The 21,126-nt window shown below is 63.7% G+C and carries 18 protein-coding genes; 3 read left to right on the forward strand and 15 right to left on the reverse strand.

Features of this window, described 5'->3' with window-relative positions; all coding sequences use genetic code 11:
- Window positions 1–10 precede the first annotated feature (10 nt).
- The gene (locus KB554_RS09080; protein WP_141428944.1) at window positions 11–697 is read left to right on the forward strand and encodes a hypothetical protein; all 687 of its coding nucleotides are present in this window, start codon (window positions 11–13) and stop codon (window positions 695–697) included.
- Window positions 698–819: 122 nt separating this feature from the next.
- Window positions 820–2,856: a S9 family peptidase gene (locus KB554_RS09085; protein ID WP_232522963.1), complete on the forward strand. Its 2,037-nt coding sequence runs from the start codon at window positions 820–822 to the stop codon at window positions 2,854–2,856.
- A 104-nt stretch (window positions 2,857–2,960) separates the two neighbouring features.
- On the opposite strand, the gene KB554_RS09090 is transcribed toward KB554_RS09085, so the two are convergent.
- The 12 genes from KB554_RS09090 to KB554_RS09145 form a co-directional block, all read right to left on the reverse strand.
- On the reverse strand, window positions 2,961–4,577 hold the full coding sequence (locus tag KB554_RS09090; protein ID WP_211035699.1) for a hypothetical protein: 1,617 nt from the start codon (window positions 4,575–4,577) through the stop codon (window positions 2,961–2,963).
- A gap of 144 nt (window positions 4,578–4,721) precedes the next feature.
- The gene (locus KB554_RS09095) at window positions 4,722–6,146 is read right to left on the reverse strand and encodes an NADH-quinone oxidoreductase subunit N (protein ID WP_141428938.1); all 1,425 of its coding nucleotides are present in this window, start codon (window positions 6,144–6,146) and stop codon (window positions 4,722–4,724) included.
- Between the two features lie 7 nt (window positions 6,147–6,153).
- The gene (locus KB554_RS09100; protein ID WP_211035700.1) at window positions 6,154–7,638 is read right to left on the reverse strand and encodes an NADH-quinone oxidoreductase subunit M; all 1,485 of its coding nucleotides are present in this window, start codon (window positions 7,636–7,638) and stop codon (window positions 6,154–6,156) included.
- 12 nt (window positions 7,639–7,650) lie between these two features.
- Complete coding sequence (gene nuoL / locus KB554_RS09105; RefSeq protein WP_211035701.1) at window positions 7,651–9,546, reverse strand: NADH-quinone oxidoreductase subunit L; 1,896 nt, start codon at window positions 9,544–9,546, stop codon at window positions 7,651–7,653.
- A gap of 18 nt (window positions 9,547–9,564) precedes the next feature.
- Window positions 9,565–9,873, reverse strand: a complete 309-nt coding sequence (gene nuoK, locus KB554_RS09110) for an NADH-quinone oxidoreductase subunit NuoK (protein ID WP_141428933.1) — start codon at window positions 9,871–9,873, stop codon at window positions 9,565–9,567.
- Window positions 9,874–9,888: 15 nt separating this feature from the next.
- Window positions 9,889–10,398, reverse strand: a complete 510-nt coding sequence (locus tag KB554_RS09115) for an NADH-quinone oxidoreductase subunit J (protein WP_141428931.1) — start codon at window positions 10,396–10,398, stop codon at window positions 9,889–9,891.
- Between the two features lie 3 nt (window positions 10,399–10,401).
- Window positions 10,402–10,842: a 4Fe-4S binding protein gene (locus KB554_RS09120; protein WP_211035702.1), complete on the reverse strand. Its 441-nt coding sequence runs from the start codon at window positions 10,840–10,842 to the stop codon at window positions 10,402–10,404.
- A 2-nt stretch (window positions 10,843–10,844) separates the two neighbouring features.
- Entirely contained in the window at window positions 10,845–11,921 is a 1,077-nt protein-coding gene (gene nuoH, locus KB554_RS09125) for an NADH-quinone oxidoreductase subunit NuoH (protein WP_141428927.1), read from the reverse strand.
- Between the two features lie 18 nt (window positions 11,922–11,939).
- Window positions 11,940–13,559, reverse strand: a complete 1,620-nt coding sequence (locus KB554_RS09130; protein WP_211035703.1) for an NADH-quinone oxidoreductase subunit C — start codon at window positions 13,557–13,559, stop codon at window positions 11,940–11,942.
- Window positions 13,556–14,209, reverse strand: a complete 654-nt coding sequence (locus tag KB554_RS09135; protein ID WP_141428923.1) for an NADH-quinone oxidoreductase subunit B — start codon at window positions 14,207–14,209, stop codon at window positions 13,556–13,558. Before KB554_RS09135 ends, KB554_RS09130 begins: the two co-directional genes overlap by 4 nt.
- Window positions 14,200–14,550: an NADH-quinone oxidoreductase subunit A gene (locus KB554_RS09140; protein WP_141428921.1), complete on the reverse strand. Its 351-nt coding sequence runs from the start codon at window positions 14,548–14,550 to the stop codon at window positions 14,200–14,202. The genes KB554_RS09135 and KB554_RS09140 overlap by 10 nt, the downstream gene beginning before the upstream one ends.
- Before the next feature lie 113 nt (window positions 14,551–14,663).
- Window positions 14,664–15,026 (reverse strand): hypothetical protein, encoded by a 363-nt coding sequence (locus tag KB554_RS09145; protein WP_211035704.1) that lies wholly within the window; start codon window positions 15,024–15,026, stop codon window positions 14,664–14,666.
- A 424-nt stretch (window positions 15,027–15,450) separates the two neighbouring features.
- Between KB554_RS09145 and KB554_RS09150 the strand changes: the two genes are divergently transcribed.
- Window positions 15,451–16,827: a tryptophanase gene (locus tag KB554_RS09150; protein WP_211035706.1), complete on the forward strand. Its 1,377-nt coding sequence runs from the start codon at window positions 15,451–15,453 to the stop codon at window positions 16,825–16,827.
- 86 nt (window positions 16,828–16,913) lie between these two features.
- Here the strand turns inward: KB554_RS09150 and KB554_RS09155 are convergent, their stop codons facing one another.
- From KB554_RS09155 to KB554_RS09165, 3 genes are all read right to left on the reverse strand, one after another.
- Window positions 16,914–17,432 carry a hypothetical protein gene (locus tag KB554_RS09155; RefSeq protein WP_211035708.1) on the reverse strand — a complete coding sequence of 173 codons (519 nt, stop codon included), beginning with the start codon at window positions 17,430–17,432 and terminating at the stop codon, window positions 16,914–16,916.
- 122 nt (window positions 17,433–17,554) lie between these two features.
- A complete protein-coding gene (locus KB554_RS09160; protein ID WP_141428915.1) occupies window positions 17,555–18,547 on the reverse strand; it encodes an aspartate-semialdehyde dehydrogenase in 993 nt (330 codons plus the stop codon).
- Window positions 18,548–18,689: 142 nt separating this feature from the next.
- Window positions 18,690–21,107 carry a transglycosylase domain-containing protein gene (locus KB554_RS09165; protein ID WP_211035709.1) on the reverse strand — a complete coding sequence of 806 codons (2,418 nt, stop codon included), beginning with the start codon at window positions 21,105–21,107 and terminating at the stop codon, window positions 18,690–18,692.
- Between the last annotated feature and the right edge of the window lie 19 nt (window positions 21,108–21,126).

The raw sequence follows: 21,126 nt of genomic DNA on the forward strand, positions 1-21,126 counted from the left end.
GAACCGAAAAATGGAAACAATCCCCCTGCGGCGACGGATCCTCGATACGATCGTCCGCAAATCGACCCTCAAGCAGAAGGTCTTCGACAACACCTTCTGGGCATTCAACCTGCTGAAGGACACCCTGCTGGAAATGGCCTCGGAGATGGACGACGAACTGGACGGCAAACTCGACCGCCGCGTGCGGATCGAATACCGCGACCGCGGCAAGTTCGAGGCCCAGTTGCAGGTGGCCAACGACCTGCTGATCTTCCAGATGCACACCGACGTCTTCGAGTTCGACGCCAACCACCTCGTCTGGCAGACGCCCTACGTGCAGGCCGACCGCGAAAATTCCTACTGCGGCGTCATCAACATCTACAACTTCCTCTCCGACTCGTTCAAGTTCAACCGCAACGCCGACGAAGGCTACCTCATCGGGCGCATCTTCATCAACCGCGAGCGCCGCTACTTCGTCGAGGGCAAACGGCAGACCTCGCTGCGGGCCATGGATTTCGGACGCGACGAGATCGACCGCGAAGCGCTGATCCCGGTACTCGAATCGGCCATCGCCTTCTCGCTCGAATTCGACCTGCTGATGCCCCCCTACGAGGGTAACAAGCGCGTCACGGTGGACCAGTTCAACACCAAGATGGACAACTCGAAATTCGTGACGGGCAAACGCCTCGGCTACGATTTCGACGTCGAGGACATTTGACACAACCTTATCTTTCATCCGCTTTGAACAACAAGACTCTCACCCTTCTGGCCCTCGCGGCCCTCAGCGCCGGCTCGCTCTCCGCCCGGGGCGAATACGACGAAATCGCACGTCTTCAGGCGATGAACGAGCGCGTGCAGGGCATCCGCTCGATGGCCGACGGCGAACACTACACCACGCTCGAGAACAACGACATCCGGCGCTATGCCTACGCCACGGCCTCCGAAGGCGTATCGCTGCTCCCCTCGCCCGCGCCGAACCTCGCGATTTCCGACTACGCCTTCTCGCCCGACGAGCGGATGATCCTGATCGCCTCGGGCCGCACGCCGATCTACCGCCACTCCTACACGACGCAGTACCACCTGCTCGCCGACGGCCGCATACGGCCGGTTCTTCAGGAGGCCGAAGCGCCGCGCGACGCCTCCTTTTCGCCCGACGGGCGGAAGATCGCCTACTCCGACCGCAACGACCTCTACGTCTGGGACATCGCTACGGGCAAAACGCGACGCATCACCGACGACGGGGCGTGGAACGCAGTCATCAACGGCACGACGGACTGGGTCTACGAGGAGGAGTTCGGCACGACGCGCGCCTACGCCTTCTCGCCCGACGGAGGGCAGTTGGCCTTCCTGCGCTTCGACGAATCGGAAGTGCCGCTGATGGAGATGATGCGCTTCGACGGCAAGCTCTACAACGAGGCCTACTCGTTCAAATACCCCAAGGCCGGGGAGAAGAACTCCGCCGTCCAGCTCTGGGTCGCCGACCTCGCGACGGGCAGGAAACACCGCATCGACACGGGCGGAGAGACCGACCAATACATTCCCCGCATCGGCTACACGCCCGACGGACGGCTGTGGTTCTACCGCCTCAACCGCCGCCAGAACACCTTCGAAATGGTGCTGTGCGAGCCTCACGGCGGCCAGCGCGTCATCTACGAGGAGCGCGCGCAGCAGTATGTCGAGCGCGTGGACGACGGCACGGTGACCTTCGTGGACAAGGACCGCTTTCTCGTGCGGCAGGAGAGCCACACGGGCTACATGCACCTCTACCTTTACAGCATCCGCCGGGGTTTCCTCGCGCAGGTGACCAAAGGGGCGTGGGAGGTGACCGCCGTGGTCGGCACGGACGGCAAACGGGTGTGGTATCTCTCCACCGAGACCTCGCCCCTGCGCCGCAACCTCTACAGCGTGCGGCTCGACGGCAAGGACAAGCGCCGCCTCACGCAGGGCGAAGGCTACTACTCGATCGCACCGAGCCGGGGTATGAAATACTGCATCTCGACCTTCTCGAACGCCTCGACGCCCAACCGCGTGGAGGTGTGCGACGCCGAGGGCAATACGGTCCGCACGCTCTGCGACAGCCGCAGGCTGCGCGAGGAGCTGGCCGCCTCGGGACGTCCCGTGAAGGAGTTCTTCACCTTCACGACCGAACGCGGCGACACGCTCAACGCCTACATCGTCAAACCGCGCGGCTTCGACCCCTCGAAACGCTACCCCGTGCTGCTGACGCAGTATTCGGGCCCCGGGTCGCAGCAGGTCGCCGACCGCTGGTCGCTCGACTGGGAGGACGCGCTCGCCGACAAGGGCTACATCGTGGTATGCGCCGACGGCCGCGGCACGGGTTTCCGGGGCGAGCGGTTCAAGAAGCAGACCTACGGACGCCTCGGGGCGCTGGAGGTCGAGGACCAGCTCTCGACGGCCCGCTACATGGCTTCGCAGCCGTGGGTGGACCCCGCACGCATCGGCATCTACGGCTGGTCCTACGGCGGATTCATGGCCGCGAGCTGCGCCCTGAAAGGGCACGGGCTGTTCAGGATGGCCATCGCCGTGGCCCCCGTCACCTCGTGGCGCTACTACGACACGATCTACACCGAAATCTACAACAACCTGCCGCAGTACAACGCCGCAGGCTACGACGACAACTCGCCGATCAACTTCGCCCGGATGCTCGACGACACGAAGACCCGCCTGCTGCTCATCCACGGCACGGCCGACGACAACGTGCATTTCCAGAACACCGTCGAGATGGCCCGCGCACTCAACCGTGCCGGCAAGCAGTACGACATGATGGTCTATCCGGACCAGAACCACTCGATGATGCCAGACGACACGCGGAACGTCCGGCAGAAGATGATCGACTACACGCTGGAGCACCTGTAACCTTCCGGCGCGTCGCTCGTTCCGTCTCCGGAAAAACGCTTCACCCCTGCCGCGATCCGGTTCGCAGCAGGGGTGAATCCGTTTCGGTCCGGACCGTTTCCGGACTATCCGGCCGCACCGGAACCCTCCGGAGCGGAGCGGACCGTCCCGTCCGGCCGCTCCGCGGCAGGCAGGCGCACCTCATAGACGTTCTTGTTCTGCACCGGGAAACGGGTCCAGTCGTTGAAGTTGAACCAGCGGCGTATCCAGCCGGGATAAGGGTTCCACCAAAGTTTCCGAAGCGGCAACGCCGACTTCTCCGCCAGCGCCGGATCCCCCGAAAGCACGACGACCCGTTCGCCGGCCGCCGCCAGCTCGCGTGCCGTCCGTTCGAGCTGCTCCGGCGAATCCGTGTGCCGCAGGGTGAGATTCTGCGGCATGTAGAACCGGGCATCCACCATGCAGCGTTTCTTGACCAGTTGCAGGTAGGAATAGAGGTTCCAGTCGCCGGTCACGTCCAGCGCCACGACCGCGGCCCCGCCGCGGCAATAGTCTCTCATCATGCGGTGGAAGGCCATATCTTCGCGTCCCGTGGCGACGGCATAGACGCAGGCGCAGAGATTCGCCGCAGCGGCCGCACCCACCGTCCAGCGCCAGGCCCGCCCGGCGAAAATCCGCTGCGGGAACGCCCCGGCGAAGAGCACGAGGAAATAAGGCGCGAAGAAGAGCGCCGGGAAAAAGAAGCGCAGTTCTTTGTGTCCCAGCAGGAAATGCACGAACAGGAACGGCAGCAGCATCCACGTCACGACGTGCCGCGGCCGCCGGACGAAGAACCACACCGTCGCCGCGAGCAGCACAGCCCCCGTGACGTAACCGCCTTCGGAGAACGCCTCCGTGAAGTAGTACCACCACGGCGACACGCCGAATTCGTCCATGTGGGAGTTCAGGATATTCTCGCGCAGGTAGTTGAGCGGCACGAGCGTCCACTCGCCGTAGAGCCAGTAATCGGCGCAGAGTCCCGCGGCCAGCGCGAGACAGACGCCCGGAACCATTCCGGCGAAGAGCCTCCGACGGCGGTCGTAGATCAGCAGCCAGATCCCGTACCCGGCCAGTGCGAAGCCCGCCTGATAACGCACCGCGAACGTCAGCCCCGCGACCAGACCCAGCGCCGCCCCCCACCGGAACTCGCGCTCCCGGGCCGCCTGCCGGCTGCGCAGCGTGAGCGCCGCGAGCAGGACGAGCAGGTTACCCGCGAACAGCTCCGCCGTGAAATGCACGTGCAGGTAGGCCATGCACCAGAGGAAGAAACCCGTAAACAGGAACCACCTCCGGCGGCACTCCGTGCCCAGTTCTCCGTGCACCGTGCGGAACAGGACGATCAGCACGGCCGACGAGAGGGCCGCGCTCAGCAACTGCAACAGCGCCACCAGCGCGAAAGGCGTATATAGTCCCGCGGCGAGCAGCAGGCGTCCCAGCGCCCAGGCGATAAAGGGTTGTATGCCCGGCCGCATCATGGCGTGATACTCCCACGGCATGTAATCCGTCGTCTCCGCGCCGAAAAGCTTCAGGCGGGCGTACTCGAGAATCTGGAAATGTTCGTCGGGATGGTAGAAGCCCCGGCAGAGCAGGGCGAACAGCAGCGTGAAAAGCACCCCGGCCAACATGATCCGGCCGGTGCGCCTCCGCTCGGCGGAGTTAATCGGGGAGGGGTCCATGCGCCCCGTAAATCGTGATTTCGTCATTGCGGGTGCAAAGATAAGGCAATTCGCCGGAATTACGAACGACAGGCCGAAATTTGCGGCGGCGCGTCCGTCCGGATCCGCCGCCCTCCGGAAAACGACGGCGGCGCGGAGTCGATCCGCGCCGCCGCGAAATCCGCCCGCAGGTCAAAGCCCGTAGGCGTAGAGATTGATGCCGTCATAGACCGCGCTCACTACGCCCAGCAGCAACACGCCGGCCAGACAGCACACGAGACTGATCCGCGTGCCGCGGTCGCTGCGGAAGGCCGCGATCGGCGCATCGGAAGGCGTAATATACATCGCCTTGACCACCAGCAGGTAGTAGTAAAGCGAAACGACCGTATTGACCAAAGCGATGAACACCAGCAGATGAAAACCGCCCCGGAAGGCCGCCGCGAAGACGAAGAACTTCGAGAAGAAGCCCGCGAACGGGGGAATGCCCGCCAGCGAAAAAAGCGCCAGCGTCATCGCCAGCGTCAGGCGGGGATTGGTCCGATAGAACCCGTTGTAATCCTCCAGCCCCACGCGGCCGCTATGCTGCTCGACGGAGGCGATGACGCCGAACGCCGTGAGGTTCGCCGCCAGATAGACCAGCACGTAGAACACGAGCGAGGTCATGCCGAAGGCGCTGCCCCCGATCACGGAGAGCATGATGTATCCGGCCTGCGAGATCGACGAGAAGGCCAGGAACCGCTTGAGGTTCCTCTGCCGGATGGCGAAGAGGTTCGCCACCGTGATGCTCAGCACCGTCACGACGTAGAGCATCGTCTGCCACACGGCGGTCATCGGGGCGAAAACCTTCACCAGCACGGTCAGCAGCACGAACGCCGCCGCACCTTTCGAAATGACCGAGAGGTAGGCCGTCACGGCCGTCGGAGCGCCCTCGTAAGTGTCGGCCGTCCAGAGATGGAAGGGCACGAGCGAAATCTTGAAGGCCAGCCCCGCGAAGAAGAAGACCAGCGCCATGACCTCGAGCGGCGAACCGGAGAGCCGCTGCGCCACGTCGTCGAAATAGAGCGTGCCGACGGCGCCGTACAAGAGCGAGATGCCGTAGAGCATCAATCCGCTGGCGAACAGCGCGCAGAGGATGTATTTGGCTCCGGCCTCGGCCGAATGGCCGCGGTACTTGTCGAACGCCACCAGACAGGCCGTCGGAACCGACGCCAGTTCCAGCCCGAGGAAGAACATCAGGAAATTGCCCGCGCCGATCATGAAGAACATGCCGAGCAGCGTCGAAAGCGTCAGCAGGTAGAACTCCCCCTGCTTGTGGCGCGTATCGTCGCGCCGCAGCCAGCGGTCCGCCTGGAGGCAGACCAGCAGCGTGCCGACCGTAAGGATGCTTTTGACGATGCCGTGCATCGGCTCATAACGGAACATGCCGCCGAACAGCTCGCCCTCGCCGTGCGGCAGGATATTGACCAGCAACTGCACGAGCAGCAGGCCGCAGGCCACGGCCGAAAAACGGCGGCGCGCCCGCTCCCCGGCGAACAGGTCGAACAGAAAGAGCAGGACGATCACCCCCACGAGCGTCACTTCGGCCTGCATGCAGGAAAACAGATTCGTGTAATTCATACTTCGCTCAATTCATTAGGTGAGTGATAACCGTCCCGACGCCGCCCCGGACCAGATCGCTCACCCAGAGCGGAGCCAGTCCCATGCCGGCCACGGCCACGATGAGGCAGACGACCGCGAAGCGCTCGTCCCACGTGGCGTCGGTCAGCGCGAGGTGTTCGGGATTGTCGCACGTCCCGTAGAGGATCCTGCCCACCACGCGCAGGATGTAAACCGCCGTGATGACGATCGACGTGCAGGCGACGATCGTCGCCACGCGGTGGAACGTATCGGCATGCATGAACGCGCCGTTGAAGATCGTCATCTCGGCCACGAAGCCGCTCAGCCCCGGAAGGCCGAGGTTCGCCAGGCCGGCGATCACATAGCCCACCGCCAGAAAGGGCATGATCTTCATCAGACCGCCCAACTGGCGGATGTCGCGCGTATGCGTCCTTCCGTAGATCATGCCGATCAGCGCGAAGAAGAGCGCCGTCATCAGACCGTGGCTCAGCATCTGTAGCACGGCGCCCGTGGCGGCCGTCTCGTTCATCATCAGGATGGCGAAGAGCACCAGTCCGCAGTGCGACACCGAAGAGTAGGCGTTGATATACTTGAGGTCGGTCTGCACGCAGGCCGAAAGGGCGCCGTAAACCACCGAAATCGTCGTCAGGACGATGAATATCCAGCTCAGCTCGTGCGCCGCCTCGGGCAGCAGGTACATCGCCACGCGGAAACAGCCGTATCCGCCGAGCTTCATCAGCACCCCGGCGTGGAGCATCGACACGGCCGTCGGGGCCGAGGCGTGGCCGTCGGGGCTCCAGGTGTGGAAGGGAAACAGGGCCCCCAGCACGCCGAAGCCCACGAAGACGAGCGGGAACCAGACGAGCTGCTCGGAGAGGGGTATGTTGTGCAGCCGGGCGATCTCCACGACGTTCATCGTCTGGGCACCCGAACCGAAATAGATGCCCAGTATGCCGATCAGCAGGAAGGCCGAGCCGCCCATGAGCATCAGCGTCAGCTTCATGGCCGAATACTCCTTGCGGCCGCTGCCCCAGACACCGATCAGCAGGTACATCGGGATGAGCGCCACCTCGTAGAAGAGGAACATCGTGAAGAGGTCCACCGAGACGAAGAACCCGAAGACGCCGACGCTCAGCAGGCAGAACCAGAGGAAATACTCCTTGACGTCGCGGTCCATCCGCCACGAGGCGAACGTCCCGGTGAAGACGATGACGGCCGACAGGAGCAGCATCGCCACCGAAATGCCGTCCACGCCCACGGCGTAGTGAATGTTCAGCGGCTCATACCACACGTGGCTGTCCGTCAGGAGCATCGCCGCCGTCTCGCCCGCCTCGCGCAGCCCCAGGAAGCGGAAGACCAGCACGACGGCCAGCACCAGCAGCAGCGACGATCCCGCGACCATCACGGCGCGGATCTGCCGCGTCGATTTCGAAATCCAAAGCCCCAGCATCATCAGAAGCGGGATGAGGGGGAACAGGGATAACATATTCATAACAGCGTCGGATTAACAGATGATGAAAACAAGGATCACGAGCCCCAGCGCACCGCCCAGCATCCAGATGCAGTAGCGCTGCACGCTGCCGCTCTGCATCTCGCGGACGGCACGGGCCGCACCGTTCGTGGCCGTGGCCAACAGGTTCATGAAGCCGTCCACGACATGACGGTCGAACCAGGCGATCGGCGTCGAAATGCAGGCGAAGATCACGCGGTGCGTGACGAACTGGTACACCTCGTCGATATAGAACCTATGGTAGGCCGCACGGTGCAGGGCGCCGAAACGCGCGGCCAGCCGGTCGGCCACGGGCTGCGCGGGACGGGCGTACATCCACGTGGCGAGCGCGATGCCCGCCGCGGCGACGCAGAGGCTCACGCCGGCCACCGACCAGTCGAGACGGATCGCGTAGGCCGCCCCGTCGCTCGAAACGAACTCCCCGAAGGGAATCCATCCCGCCCCCAAGGTCACCAGCGCGAGGAACACCAGCGGCAGAGTCATCGTCGCGGGCGCCTCGTGCGGCGCATGTCCGTCGTGCGGCGTGCGGTTTTCGCGGCCCCAGAAGATATTGTAGTAGAGCCGGAACATGTAGAACGCAGTGAGGCCCGCGATGAAGGTCATCGTCCATCCCATCACGGGGCTGAAGGCGAAGGCGGCCGAGAGGATCTCGTCCTTGGAGAAAAAGCCGCTCAGCGGCCAGATGCCCGCGATGGCCAGACAGGCCACGAGGAACGTCGCGTGGGTCACGGGCATGTGGCGCCGCAGTCCGCCCATGGCCGACATCTCGTTCGAGTGCACGGCGTGGATGATGCAGCCCGCCCCGAGGAAGAGCAGCGCCTTGAACATGGCGTGCGTGAAGAGGTGGAACATCGAGGCCATGTAGCCCAACCCTCCCGCATGGGGATCGGCCGAGGTCGAAACCCCGAGCGAGACGATCATGAAGCCGATCTGCGAAATGGTGCTGAACGCCAGCACACGCTTGATATCGCTCTGCACGCAGGCCACCGCGGCGGCGTAAAGCGCCGTGAAGGCCCCGACGTAGGCCGTCCAGTGCAGCACCTCGGGCGCATAGCCGACGAAGAGCGGGAACATGCGCGCCACGAGATAGACGCCCGCCACGACCATCGTCGCGGCGTGGATCAGCGCCGACACGGGCGTGGGACCCTCCATCGCGTCGGGCAGCCAGATATGCAGCGGGAACATGGCGCTCTTGCCCGCGCCGCCGACGAACATCAGTCCCAACGCCAGCGGGATCATCCCTCCGGCGGCGGCGAGCAGCTTCGCATCGGGCGTGAAGGAGAACGTCCCGGCATAGTAGCCGTAGAAGAGGATGCCGACGAGGAAGCCCAGATCGGCGAAGCGCGTGACGATGAAGGCCTTCTTCGAGGCGGCCACCGCCTCCCGCTTCGTGTAGTAGAAGCCGATGAGCAGGTAGGAGCTGACACCCACCAGCTCCCAGAAGAGGTACATCTGGAAAATGTTGGTCGCCACGACCAGTCCCGTCATGCTCATCGTGAAGAGCGACAGGAAGGCGTAGTAGCGCTGGAAGCCCCGTTCGCCCTTCATGTAGCCCAGCGAGTAGATGTGGACCATGAGCGAGACGGTCGAGATGACGACGAGCATCATCACCGAAATCGGGTCGAGCAGAATGCCCAGGTCGATATGCAGCGCATCGGAAATCGGCAGCCAGACCGTATTCCACGGCACGAGGGTCGGATAGAGCCCCGCAGCGTCGCGGCCGATGCCGAAGAAGTATTCCCAGGCCGCGAAGTAGCTCACCGCCGTCACGACGGCCAGGACGGCCGTACCGACGGCTCCCGCCACCGCGGGACGGAGCTTCATGCCGGCGATGCCCAGCACGAGGAAGCTCACGAACGGCAGGACGAGCAGGAGAATCGTATATTCCATAAAAGCGTCTGTTTTACGTTACCACTTCATCTCGCGCAGGTTCCGGACCTGAATGTTGCGGATATTGCGGTAGATGTTGATGATGATGGCGATGGCCACGGCCGTCTCGGCCGCGCTGACCCCGATGGCGAACAGCGCGAAGAAGAAGCCTTCGAGCTGGCCGGGAAAGAGGAAGCGGTTGAAGACGACGAAATTGATATCCACCGAGTTGAGAATCAGCTCGACCGATATGAGCATCGCCAGCAGGTTGCGGCGCGTGACGAAGCCGTAGATTCCCACGAACATCATGATCGTGGAAACGACGAGGTAGTACTCCATGTGTATCATAAGGCTCTCTGTTTTTTAACGTTTGCGCGCGATCAGGATGCCGCCGACGATGCAGGCCAGCAGCAGGATGCTGATCACCTCGAACGGCAGGACGTAGCCGTACTTTTCGCCGCCCATCAGCGCGTGGCCGATCGTCCGCACGGCCAGCTCGCCGTGTTCGAAGTGCGACGGCGGGAAGTCGTGCCGGAGCGTGACATAGAGGCAGACGCCCAGCCCGGCCAGCGTCGCCGCCAGTCCGGCGAAGAGCTTGTAGCCCTTCAGGCGTTCGGCCTTGTCGCCCTCGCTCGACGTGAGCAGGATCGAGAAGACGTAGAGCACCGTGATGCCGCCCGCGTAGATGAGCAACTGCACGGCTCCGAGGAACGAGTAGTTGAGCTGGAAATAGATGCCCGCCGTGCCGAAGAGCACGAACAGCAGGTAGGTCGCCGCACGCAGGATACGCCGCGTCGTGACGGCCAGCACGGCGCTCACCGTCGTAAAGAGCGCCAGCGCGGCGAAGACGATCGTTTCGAGTGTTATCTCCATGACTTACTGTTTATTGAGGACCTTGACCAGCTTTTCGCGCGTATAGACCGCGTGTTCGAATCCGGTCGAGAAGCGGATGGCGTCGTGCGGGCAGGCGTTCACGCACAGATGGCAGAACATGCACGACCCCAGGTCGTACTCGTAACGCACCAGCCGCCGCTTCGGACGCCCCGTCTCGGGATCTACGACGTTTTCGGTCGTCAGGCGGATCGTGCCGTTGGGGCATGCCGTCTGGCAGAGCCCGCAGGCGATGCAGCGGTTCTTCCCCTCGGCGTCGTGCGGCATCGAGAGTTCGCCGCAGAAGCGGTCGTACATCTTCAGCGTCGCCCGGTTCTCGGGGTACTGTTCCGTCACCTTGGGCGTGAAGAACTCCCGCCCGGTCACCTTCATGCCCGTGAGCAGCGTCCCCAGCCCGTGAAAAAGTCCTTTGATATAATTCGACATAGTTAGAAATGCAGTTTGAATACGACGACTACGACCATGAGCAGCAGGTTCACCAGACCGATCGGCACGAGGTATTTCCACTCGAGCGTCAGGATCTGGTCGATCCGCAGGCGCGGGAAGGTCCACTTGATCCACATGAGCAGCCAGACCACGAAGAAGGCCTTGCCGAAGAACCAGAGGAATCCCGGAATGCAGTCCATCACGGCGTTGAAGCCCTCCCAGCCCGGAATGTGCAGCGGCATCCAGCCGCCGAGGAAGATCGTCGCCGCCACGCCCGAGATGATGAACAGATTGACGAACTCGGCCACGTAGAACAGACCGAAGTGCATGCCCGAATATTCGGTATGGTAACCCGCCGTGAGCTCCGACTCGGCCTCCGGGAGGTCGAACGGACCGCGGTTCACCTCGGCGTTGCCGGCGATCAGGTAGATCACGAAGGCCACGAAGGCCGGAAGGTGGCCCTTGAACAGGAACCAGCCGTCGGCCTGCCGCTCGACGATCTCCGAGAACTGCATCGTGTCGGTCAGCACCACGATCGTGAGGATCGAGAGACTGATCGACAGCTCGTAGGAGATCATCTGCGCGCCGCTCCGCATGGCGCCGATGAGCGAATACTTGTTGTTCGAACTCCATCCGGCCAGCAGGATGCCCACCACGCCGATCGACGAGGCGGCCATCATGAAGAAGACGCCCACGTTGAAGTCGAGCACCTCCAGCCCCCTGTTCACCGGCAGGCAGGCGAAGGCCAGCAGCGAAGCCAGGATGACGATATAGGGCGCGAGGTTGTAGAGGAACCGGTCCGCATGGCGGATGGTGATGATCTCCTTGGTGAGCATCTTGAAGACGTCGCCGATCACCTGCAACGTGCCCCACGGGCCGACGCGCACGGGGCCCAGCCGGCACTGGAACGCCGCGCAGACCTTGCGTTCCATGAAGATCATCAGAATGGCGATCACGGTGTACATCAGCAGCAGACACCCGCCGATGGCCACGCACTCGACGAACGTCGCCACCCCGAGGGGCAGGAACGAGGTCAGCAGCCCGTGGATCCAACTTGTTATTACGCTGAAATCAAACATACTTTCGGATTTTTGCGTTTAACGGTCAATGTCCGGAACGACGTAATCGACCGTACCGCCTATGGCGATCAGGTCGGCGATCTTCGCTCCCCGCGCGACGGTCTCCATGCACGACACGAGCGGCAGCCCCGTCGAACGGAACTTCATGCGGTAGGGAGACTTGTCGCCGCGGCTCTCGATGAAGACGCCGAATTCGCCGCGGCTCCCCTCGACGGCCGTGTAGTAGCTGCCCTCGGGAATGCGGATCACGGGCTTCATCTTCAGCCGGAACTCCCCCTGGGGAATGTTGTCGATGAGCTGCTCGATGATGCGCATGCTCTGCTCGATCTCCCGCATGCGGACCATGTAGCGGGCGAAGCAGTCGCCCTCGGTGAAGAGCACCTCCTCGAAGTCCACCTTGCCGTACATGGCATAGGGATGGCGCTTGCGCACGTCGCAGGCCCAGCCCGAGGCGCGGCCCGTGCCGCCCGTCGCGCCGAACGACACGGCGTCCTCGCGCGAAAGCACGCCCGTACCCTCCAGCCGCTGCCGGGCGATGACGTTGCCCGTGAAGACCTCGTGGTACTCGCGCAGCGTGGGCCGCAGGTAGGCGATCAGCTCCTTGACCTTGCGCACGAAGTCGGGATGGATGTCGGCCTGCACGCCGCCGATGGTGTTGTAGGTCTGGATCAGACGGCCGCCCGTGGTCTGCTCCAGGATGTCGAGCACCTTCTCGCGGTCGCGGAATCCGTAGAAAAAGGCCGTCAGGGCGCCCATGTCCATGCAGAGGCACGAGAAGAAGAGCAGGTGCGAGTCGATGCGCTGCAACTCGTCCATGATCGTCCGGATATACTGCACGCGCTCCGGCACCTCGACGCCCATCGCCCGCTCGATGCACATGCAGAGCGCATGGCGGTTCTGCGAGGCCCCGAGGTAGTCGAGTCGGTCCGTGAGGGCGAGCGTCTGGGGATAGGTCAGGCTCTCGCACATCTTCTCGATGCCGCGATGGATGTAGCCGCAGTGCACGTCGAGCTTGCGGATGATCTCGCCTTCGAGCGCGACGCGGAAACGCAGCACGCCGTGCGTCGCCGGGTGCTGGGGACCGATATTTATCACGTACTCGTCCTCCTCGAAAATCGGCTTGCGGTGGCGGATGAAACTTCCGTCGTGCGTCAGCTCGAAACTTTCGGCCGTATCCTCGGCCACCTCGTTGCTCATCCGCAGCGGGTTGAGCGCCGGGTCGTAGTCCTTGCGCAGCGGGTGGCCCACCCAGTCGTCGCGCAGGTAGAGACGGCGCATGTCGGGGTGGTTCACGAAACGGATGCCGAAGTAGTCGAACGCCTCGCGCTCGTTGAACTCCGCGGCCTTCCACAGATCGCAGACCGTCGGCAGCGCGGGGTTCTCCCTGTCCGCCGTCAGCGTCCGCAGCACGACGTTCGCGCCCGTGCGCGTGGCTTCGAGGTGGTAAACCGTCCCGAGGCCCTCCTCGCCCCAGTCCATGCCCGTCAGGCTGCGCAGGAAGTCGAACCCCTCCTCCTTCAGCCGGGCCGCGAGGGCGTGCAGCCGATCCGCCGGGACGGTGAACAGGCCGTCGCCCGCCTCGCTCCATACGGCCGCGGGCTCCCAGGCCGTAATCTTATCTTTCAGGGTCGTATTCATCGTTTTCCTCCTTCTTCCACGTTCAACTCGTTCTTTTCGGCCGTGAGGTCGCGCCGGAGCAGCTCCTCGTACTCCTTCTCGCTGATCTGGCGGTTCACGCCGCCGAAGAAGCGTTGCAGGCGCACCTTGCGCTGGAGCTGCATCAATCCGTAGAGCATCGCCTCGGGACGCGGCGGACAGCCCGGAATATAGACGTCCACGGGCAGAATCTCGCCGACGCCCTGCACCACGTGATACGACTTCTTGAACGGCCCGCCGCTGATGGCGCAGCCGCCCACGGCGATCACGTACTTCGGGTCGGCCATCTGGTCGTAGAGCCGCCGGAGCACCGGGGCCATCTTGTGGGTGATCGTCCCGGCGACCATGATGAAGTCGGCCTGACGCGGGGAGGCGCGGGCCACTTCGAACCCGAACCGGGCGAAATCGTAGCGCGCGGCGCCCACGGCCATGAACTCGATGCCGCAGCAGCTCGTGGCGAACGTCAGCGGCCAGAGGCTGTTGCTCCGCCCCCACTCGATCAGGTTGTCCAGACACCCCACGACGACGTTCGTGCCGTTCTCACGCAGCTCGCGCGCCATCTTCTCGAGGTATTCGTTGTCGTTGAAATCCTCGTATTTCATCGACTTGATTTCCGGCATCTTTATTTCCATTCCAACGCTCCTTTCCGCCAGGCGTACGCCAGGCCCAAAACCAGTATCAACAGGAAGAAGAGGATGCTCACCAGTCCGTACATGCCCAGCTCCTGCACGACCACGGCCCACGAGAAGAGGAACACCGTCTCGACGTCGAACATCAGGAACAGGATGGCGAACAGGTAGTAGCCCACCTTAAACTGCATCCACGACTTTCCGCGCGTGGGGATGCCGCATTCGTACGCCTCGCCCTTCTGCGAGTTGTACGAGCGGGGGGAGATGCCGCGGGCGATACCCAGCGCCACCGCCACCAACGCTATGGCCGTAAGAATGACGACCACCAACAACGTGAAGTACATATCGAATCCAATTTACAGAATTATCCGTAGTACGGACGGACCCCGGAAGAGGTCCGCGGCGCTCCCGTGCGCGGGAGCCGGCAGGCCCGCCGGACGGGCCGCAGTCGGCGGGGCTATATCAGAATATGCCCCAGCGAGAAGACGTAGTAATCCACCGTGCGGAAACGGACCTCCGGGCCGTGCAGGGCAACCGGGGTTCCGAAAGCGGCGGCCACACAGGCCGACGGACGGACATCGGCGGGAATCCGCACAGGAGACTTCGATCCGCCGGCCGCATCGGGCAGCCCGGCCATGTCCGGAAGGGAGCAGACCGTGGCGAAGCAGAAGCGGACGGGCGCCGGAACGGGAACCACGTGCTGTTCGCACAGCGTGGCGCATGCCTCGTCCCGCACCCGCATCCCATCGGAGGCGGGCACGACGGCGCTCAACAGCACGAAGAGCAGCACGAACAGCGCATATTGAATTCTGAGCAACATCCTGCGAATGACGATTCCGCGCCGCGAAGATACGGTTTTTCGGCGAAAAAAAACAACACGGGGCCAAAAAATAGATTCTCCGGGGGATTCCGGACGCCGCCGCGATCCGCCGAAAACCCGGCAAAACCGCGGGAAACGGACGTTCCGCCCCCGGATCGCCCACCCCCATACCGAACGATCGCCGGGCCGTTTCCGGAGCGTCCCGGAACGCGTTCGGCCCGGCAGCGCGGAGGACCGGCGCGGCGGGGCGACACGGCAGAACGGGACGGCGACCCGGCGCAGGGGCGAAACCGGGGATGCCCGGCGATCCGAAGCGGAACCGCGGGACGGCAACGAATTAAAAGCCGCGACAGGCGTTTTTTCGAAAATTTTTCGTATTTTTGAGGGTAAAACCACAAATCCATAACCTAAAAAACTTTCCGATATGGAACTACCCTATTGCGAACCTTACAGGATCAAGATGACCGAGGCGATCCGGACCTCGACCCGCGCCGAGCGCGAGACGTGGATTCGCCAGGCGCACTACAACCTCTTCAAGCTGCGTTCGGACCAGGTGACGATCGACCTGCTGACCGATTCGGGAACCGGCTCGATGTCGGACCGCCAGTGGGCCGCCTTGATGACCGGCGACGAGAGCTACGCCGGAGCCTCCTCCTACTTCCGGCTCCGGGAGACGATCGAACGGCTGTTCGGCATGCCCCACTTCCTGCCCACGCATCAGGGCCGCGCGGCGGAGAACGTCATCTTCTCGGCGCTGCTCCGCGAGGGCGACATCGTGCCGGGCAACTCCCATTTCGACACCACGAAGGGACATATCGAATACCGCCGCTGTCACGCCGTGGACTGCACGATCGACGCCGCGGCCGACACGCAGCTCGAAATCCCCTTCAAGGGCGAGATGGACACCGCCAAGCTCGAAAAGGTGCTGCGCGAGAATCCCCGCGAGAAGGTTCCGTGCGTCGTGCTGACGATCACCAACAACACGGCCGGAGGACAGCCCGTGTCGATGCGCAACATCCGCGAGACGGCCGAGGTGTGCCGCCGTTACGGCGTGCCCCTGCTCATCGACTCGGCCCGCTTCGCCGAGAACGCCTACTTCATCAAGACCCGCGAGGAGGGCTACGCCGACAAGTCGATCAAGGAGATCGTGCGCGAAATTTACCAATACGCCGACATCATGACCATTTCGGCCAAGAAGGACGGCGTGGTGAACATGGGAGGCTTCGTGGCGATGCGTTCCGAGGAGCTGTTCCGCAAGGCCATGTCCTTCTGCATCATGTTCGAAGGCTATGTCACCTACGGCGGCATGTCGGGCCGCGACATGGACGCGCTGGCCGTGGGACTGGACGAAAACACGGAGTTCGGACAGCTCGACGCCCGCATCCGGCAGGTGAAGCTGCTGGGCGACCTGCTCGACGAGTACGGCGTGCCGTACCAGCGGCCGGCCGGCGGCCACGCCATCTTCGTCGATGCGAAACGGGTGCTGCCCAACCTGCCGAAGGAGCAGTTCATCGCCCAGACGCTGGCCGTAGAGCTCTACCTCGAAGCAGGCATCCGCGGCGTGGAGATCGGCTCGATCCTCGCCGACCGCGACCCCGAGACGCACGAGAACCGTTACCCCGCGCTCGAACTGCTGCGGCTGGCCATTCCGCGCCGCGTATACACCGACAACCACATCCGCGTGATCGCCGCCGCCTGCCGCAACATCTACGAGCGGTGCCACACGATCACGACCGGCTACCGTATCTCCTTCGAAGCGCCCATCCTGCGCCACTTCACCGTGGAGCTGGAGAAGATCTAAAGGCACTCCCGAAAAAAGCACCGGGGCGGAAACGCGGCTGCGTTCCGCCCCGGTCGTTTCATGCCGGGGACGCTCCGGATACGGTATCAGCCCGCGAAAGGCAGCACGCAGAGCAGCACCGCGACCGCCCACCACGGCGCCGGACGCTGTCCGGCAGGCAGCACGGCCCGCAGCCGCGACGACCGTTCCAGATAGAGCAGAAAGACGAACCAAAGGCCGCAGCCCACGGCAACCGAGACGAGTCCCCGCGCCAGGAATTCGTGTCCCACCTCGCTTACCGTTTCGGGACCGTAGCCGACGACCAACGGGTACAACAACGAAACGAAGTGCAACACGGCCCGCAATCCGGCGTACCACCGGGCCAGCGACAGCGCCCGGGAAGAGCCTGACACGAGCAGCCACAAGACCGCGACGGGAAGAAGGACCCCCAGCAGCACCAGTCCCTCGACCCAGAGCGTCTGCCAGTCCAGACTGCCCTTGACAAGCATCACGCTCCGCTCGAACGCCCACCGGGCGGCACACGCCACCACATAGGCTCCGAACACCCAAACCGGTCCGGGCAGCTCCTCGAGCCGCCGCAGCCGCCGTAACCATACCTCGTTCATCCTGCAAATCATTTGTTCGGAAGCCAATATACGAAAAATTTTCCGGATCTACCCCCCCCCGAAAAAATCGGTCCGGAACACCCGCAGGCGTCCCGGACCGGACCGTCAGCCGCCGCAAGGCGTCAGAGCAGCGTCTCGAGAATCTGCACGGCGTTGAGCGCCGCGCCTTTCTTGATCTGGTCGCTCACGCACCAGAACGCAAGGCCGTTGTCCGCTGTCAGGTCCCGCCGGATACGTCCCACATAGACGGGATCCTTGCCGGCGGCGAACAGCGGCATGGGATAGCTTTTCCGCGCCGGGTCGTCCATCAGCACCACACCCGGAGCCGCCGCGAAAGCCTCGCGGGCCTCCTCCACCGAAACGGGACGCTCGGTCTCGAGCCAGACGCTCTCCGAGTGCGCCCGCATCACCGGAACGCGCACGCACGTGGCCGACACGCGAATGTCCGAGTGCATGATCTTGCGCGTCTCGTGGAACATCTTCATCTCCTCCTTCGTATAGTCGTTCTCCGTGAAGACGTCGATATGCGGAATGACGTTGTAGGCGAGCTGGAAGGCGAACTTCTCCACCGTCGCCTCCCTGCCGGCCCCCAGCTCGGCGTACTGCCGCACCAGCTCGTCCATGGCCGCCGCCCCGGCGCCGCTGGCCGACTGGTAGGTGGAGACATGCACGCGCGTAATGTGCGAAAGGCGCTCAATGGCGTTCAGCGCCACGACCATCTGGATCGTCGTGCAGTTGGGGTTGGCAATGATCCGCCGCGGGGCGTTCTTCGCATCCCCGGGATTGACCTCCGGTACGACCAGCGGCACGTCGGCGTCCATGCGGAACGCGCTCGAATTGTCGATCATCACGGCGCCGTGCTTCGTGATCGTCGCGGCGAACTCGCGCGACGTGCCGGCCCCGGCCGACGTGAGGGCGAAATCCACGCCGCGGAAATCGTCGTTGTGCTGCAACAACCTCACCGTCAGGTCCCGTCCCCGAAACCGGTAGGTGCGCCCTGCGCTGCGCTGCGATCCGAACAGCAGCAACTCGTCGATCGGCAGCGGCCGCTCCCCGAGAATCTTCAGGAACTCCTGGCCCACGGCGCCGCTGGCGCCCACGATTGCGATTTTCATAGTCTTGCGTATTTACTTTACATGGTACAACAATATCCGTCATCCGCCCGGAACCGGACCTCTCCGCCGCAGTCCGGGCCGCCCCTTCCCCCGAGGAAGGGGTGTTCCGGCCGTGCGATTTCCCGAAAGCGGCCGGGACGCATCAATCGAAGAAGGCGTCGTCCTCGGCGATCCCCGTCTCCGAAGCGCGCTCGTCCGCGCCTTCCGGCTGCTCGTCGCAGTCGTAGCGCGGCATCAGCGTCGGCCGTGCGAACTTGTCCTCGCGGCTGATGCCCAGACGGCCGTCGCCGTAAACCGACTTCATGAACTCCCCGACGATCGGCAGCGCCATCACGCTGCCCTCGCCGCCCGAAATGCGATGCACCGACTGGTCCTCGCCGCCGACCCACGCACTCGTCACGAGCTTCGGCGCCACGCAGACGAACCACGCGTCGCGGTTCTTGTTCGACGTACCGGTCTTGCCGCCGATCTCCATGTCCTCGAAGCCGAACTGCCACTTCAGGCGGCCCGCCGTTCCGGAATTGACCACGCCTTGCAGCATGGTGAGCATCGTGTAGGCCGTGCGTTCGCTCACGGCGTCCTGCGACTGGGGAATGAAGCTGGCGATGAGGTTGCCCTGCCTGTCCTCGATGCGCGTCACGAAGATCGGGTCGGTGTGCACGCCCTCATTGGCGAAGGTCGAGAAGGCGCTCGCCAGTTCGAAGACGTTCGACTCCGACGAGCCGAGGCACAGCGCCGGCACGGGGTCGATGAAACTGCGGATGCCCATGTTGTGAATGAAGTCGGCCACGGCGGCCGGCTGCTTGGCCTGCTTCATGATCCACGCCGAGTAGTTGTTGCGGCTGCGCGCGAGGCCCCATTTGAGCGGATGGGGCACACCGTCGTAAACGACCTTCCCGGCCTCTTTCGGCGACCAGGCCGTTCCGTTGGCCGTCTCGATCGTGACGGGCAGGTTCGGGACCATCGTGCAGGGCGTCAGCCCGAGGTGGTCGATGGCGAAGGTATAGACGAAGGGTTTGATCGTCGAGCCGATCTGCCGCTTGCCCTGCTTGGCCATGTCGTACTTGAAATAGCGGAAATTCGGACCGCCCACGTACGCCTTCACATGCCCTGTGCGGGGGTCCACCGACACCATCGCGGCGCGCATGATCCCCTTGTGGTGCAGGATCGAGTCGCGCGGGGTCATCAGCGTATCGCGGTCGCCCCCGTAGGTGAAGATCTTCATCCGGCACGGCTTGTCGAACGACGCTTCGATCTCCTTCGCGCTGAAGCCCGCGCTCTTCATCTCGCGGTAACGGTCCGAATAGCGGACGGCCTGCCGCATGATCCGCTCGCGCTCCTCGCGCGTGGCATCCACGAAGATGCTCCGCGTCTGGCGGTACTGCCGGTCCATGCCGGGCTGGATCACCTTCTCGAGCTGCCGCTGCACGGCCTGCTCGGCGTAGGCCTGCATCCGGGAGTCGATCGTGGTGTAGATCTTCAGTCCGTCGCGGTAGATGTCGTAGGGTTTGCCGTCGGCCTTGCGGTTCTTGTGACACCAGCCGTAGATCGGGTTGTTCTCGTACTCCCGGACCGCCTCGTCGTAGTCCCACTCGGTGTAGAACTGGTTGCGGCGCGGCCGCTCGGCGTTCATCACCAGCCGCAGCATCTCGCGGAAATAGGTCGCCGTGCCGGCATTGTGCGACACGGGGTTGAAATTGAGCACGATCGGCAGCGCCGAAATCGAATCGCACTGTTTGCGCGTGAGCGCCCCGGCCTTCGCCATGCGCGAGAGCACCAGGTTGCGGCGCGCCACGGCGTTGTCGTAGTTGCGCAGGGGGGAGTAGCGCGTCGGGGCGTTCACCACGCCCACCAGCACGGCGGCCTCCTGCACGTTCAGCTCGTCGGGCTCCTTGTTGAAGAAGGTGTGCGCCGCCGACTTGATGCCGTAGGCGTTCGAACCGTACTCCACCGTATTGAGGTACATGGCGGCGATCTCCTCCTTCGTGTAGTTGTATTCGAGCTTGAGCGCCGTGATCCACTCCTTGAATTTCGACGTCACGAGTTTCGCCGTGCGTGCGATGCGGCCCCGGTTGCGGGCCGTGTCGCGCGGAAAGAGGTTCTTGGCCAACTGCTGCGTGATCGTCGAACCGCCGCCCTGCGAGGTGTTCTGCAACAGCAGGGTCTTCACCGCCACGCGCGCCAGCGAGGGGATGTCGATGCCCGAATGGTTGCGGAAGCGCACGTCCTCCGTGGAGATCAGCGCCGCGACGATGGGCGGCACCTCCCGTCCGTCGAGCCGGATACGGAGCGTCGAATCGGAGGGGAACAGGTCGGCATACTGCACGTAGGAGCGGTTCTGCACGAAGAACGTGCCGATCACCTTGCCGTCCTCCGAATAGACCTCCGTGGCGAGGTTGCTGCGCGGGTTCTCCAGCTCCTCGAACGACGGGATGCGGCCGAAAGTTCCCAGCGCCGTGAGCAGCAGCATCACGGCCACCAGCGCGAAGGGCGCGAAGGCCGCGCACCAGATCCATTTTATCGTCTTCGGGCTGACGCCCCGCTTCTTCGGTTGTGACATAGGACGGAATTTTGGGCAA

It is taken from the genome of Alistipes sp. Marseille-P2263, assembly GCF_018101075.1.
GTDB lineage: Bacteria > Bacteroidota > Bacteroidia > Bacteroidales > Rikenellaceae > Alistipes > Alistipes dispar.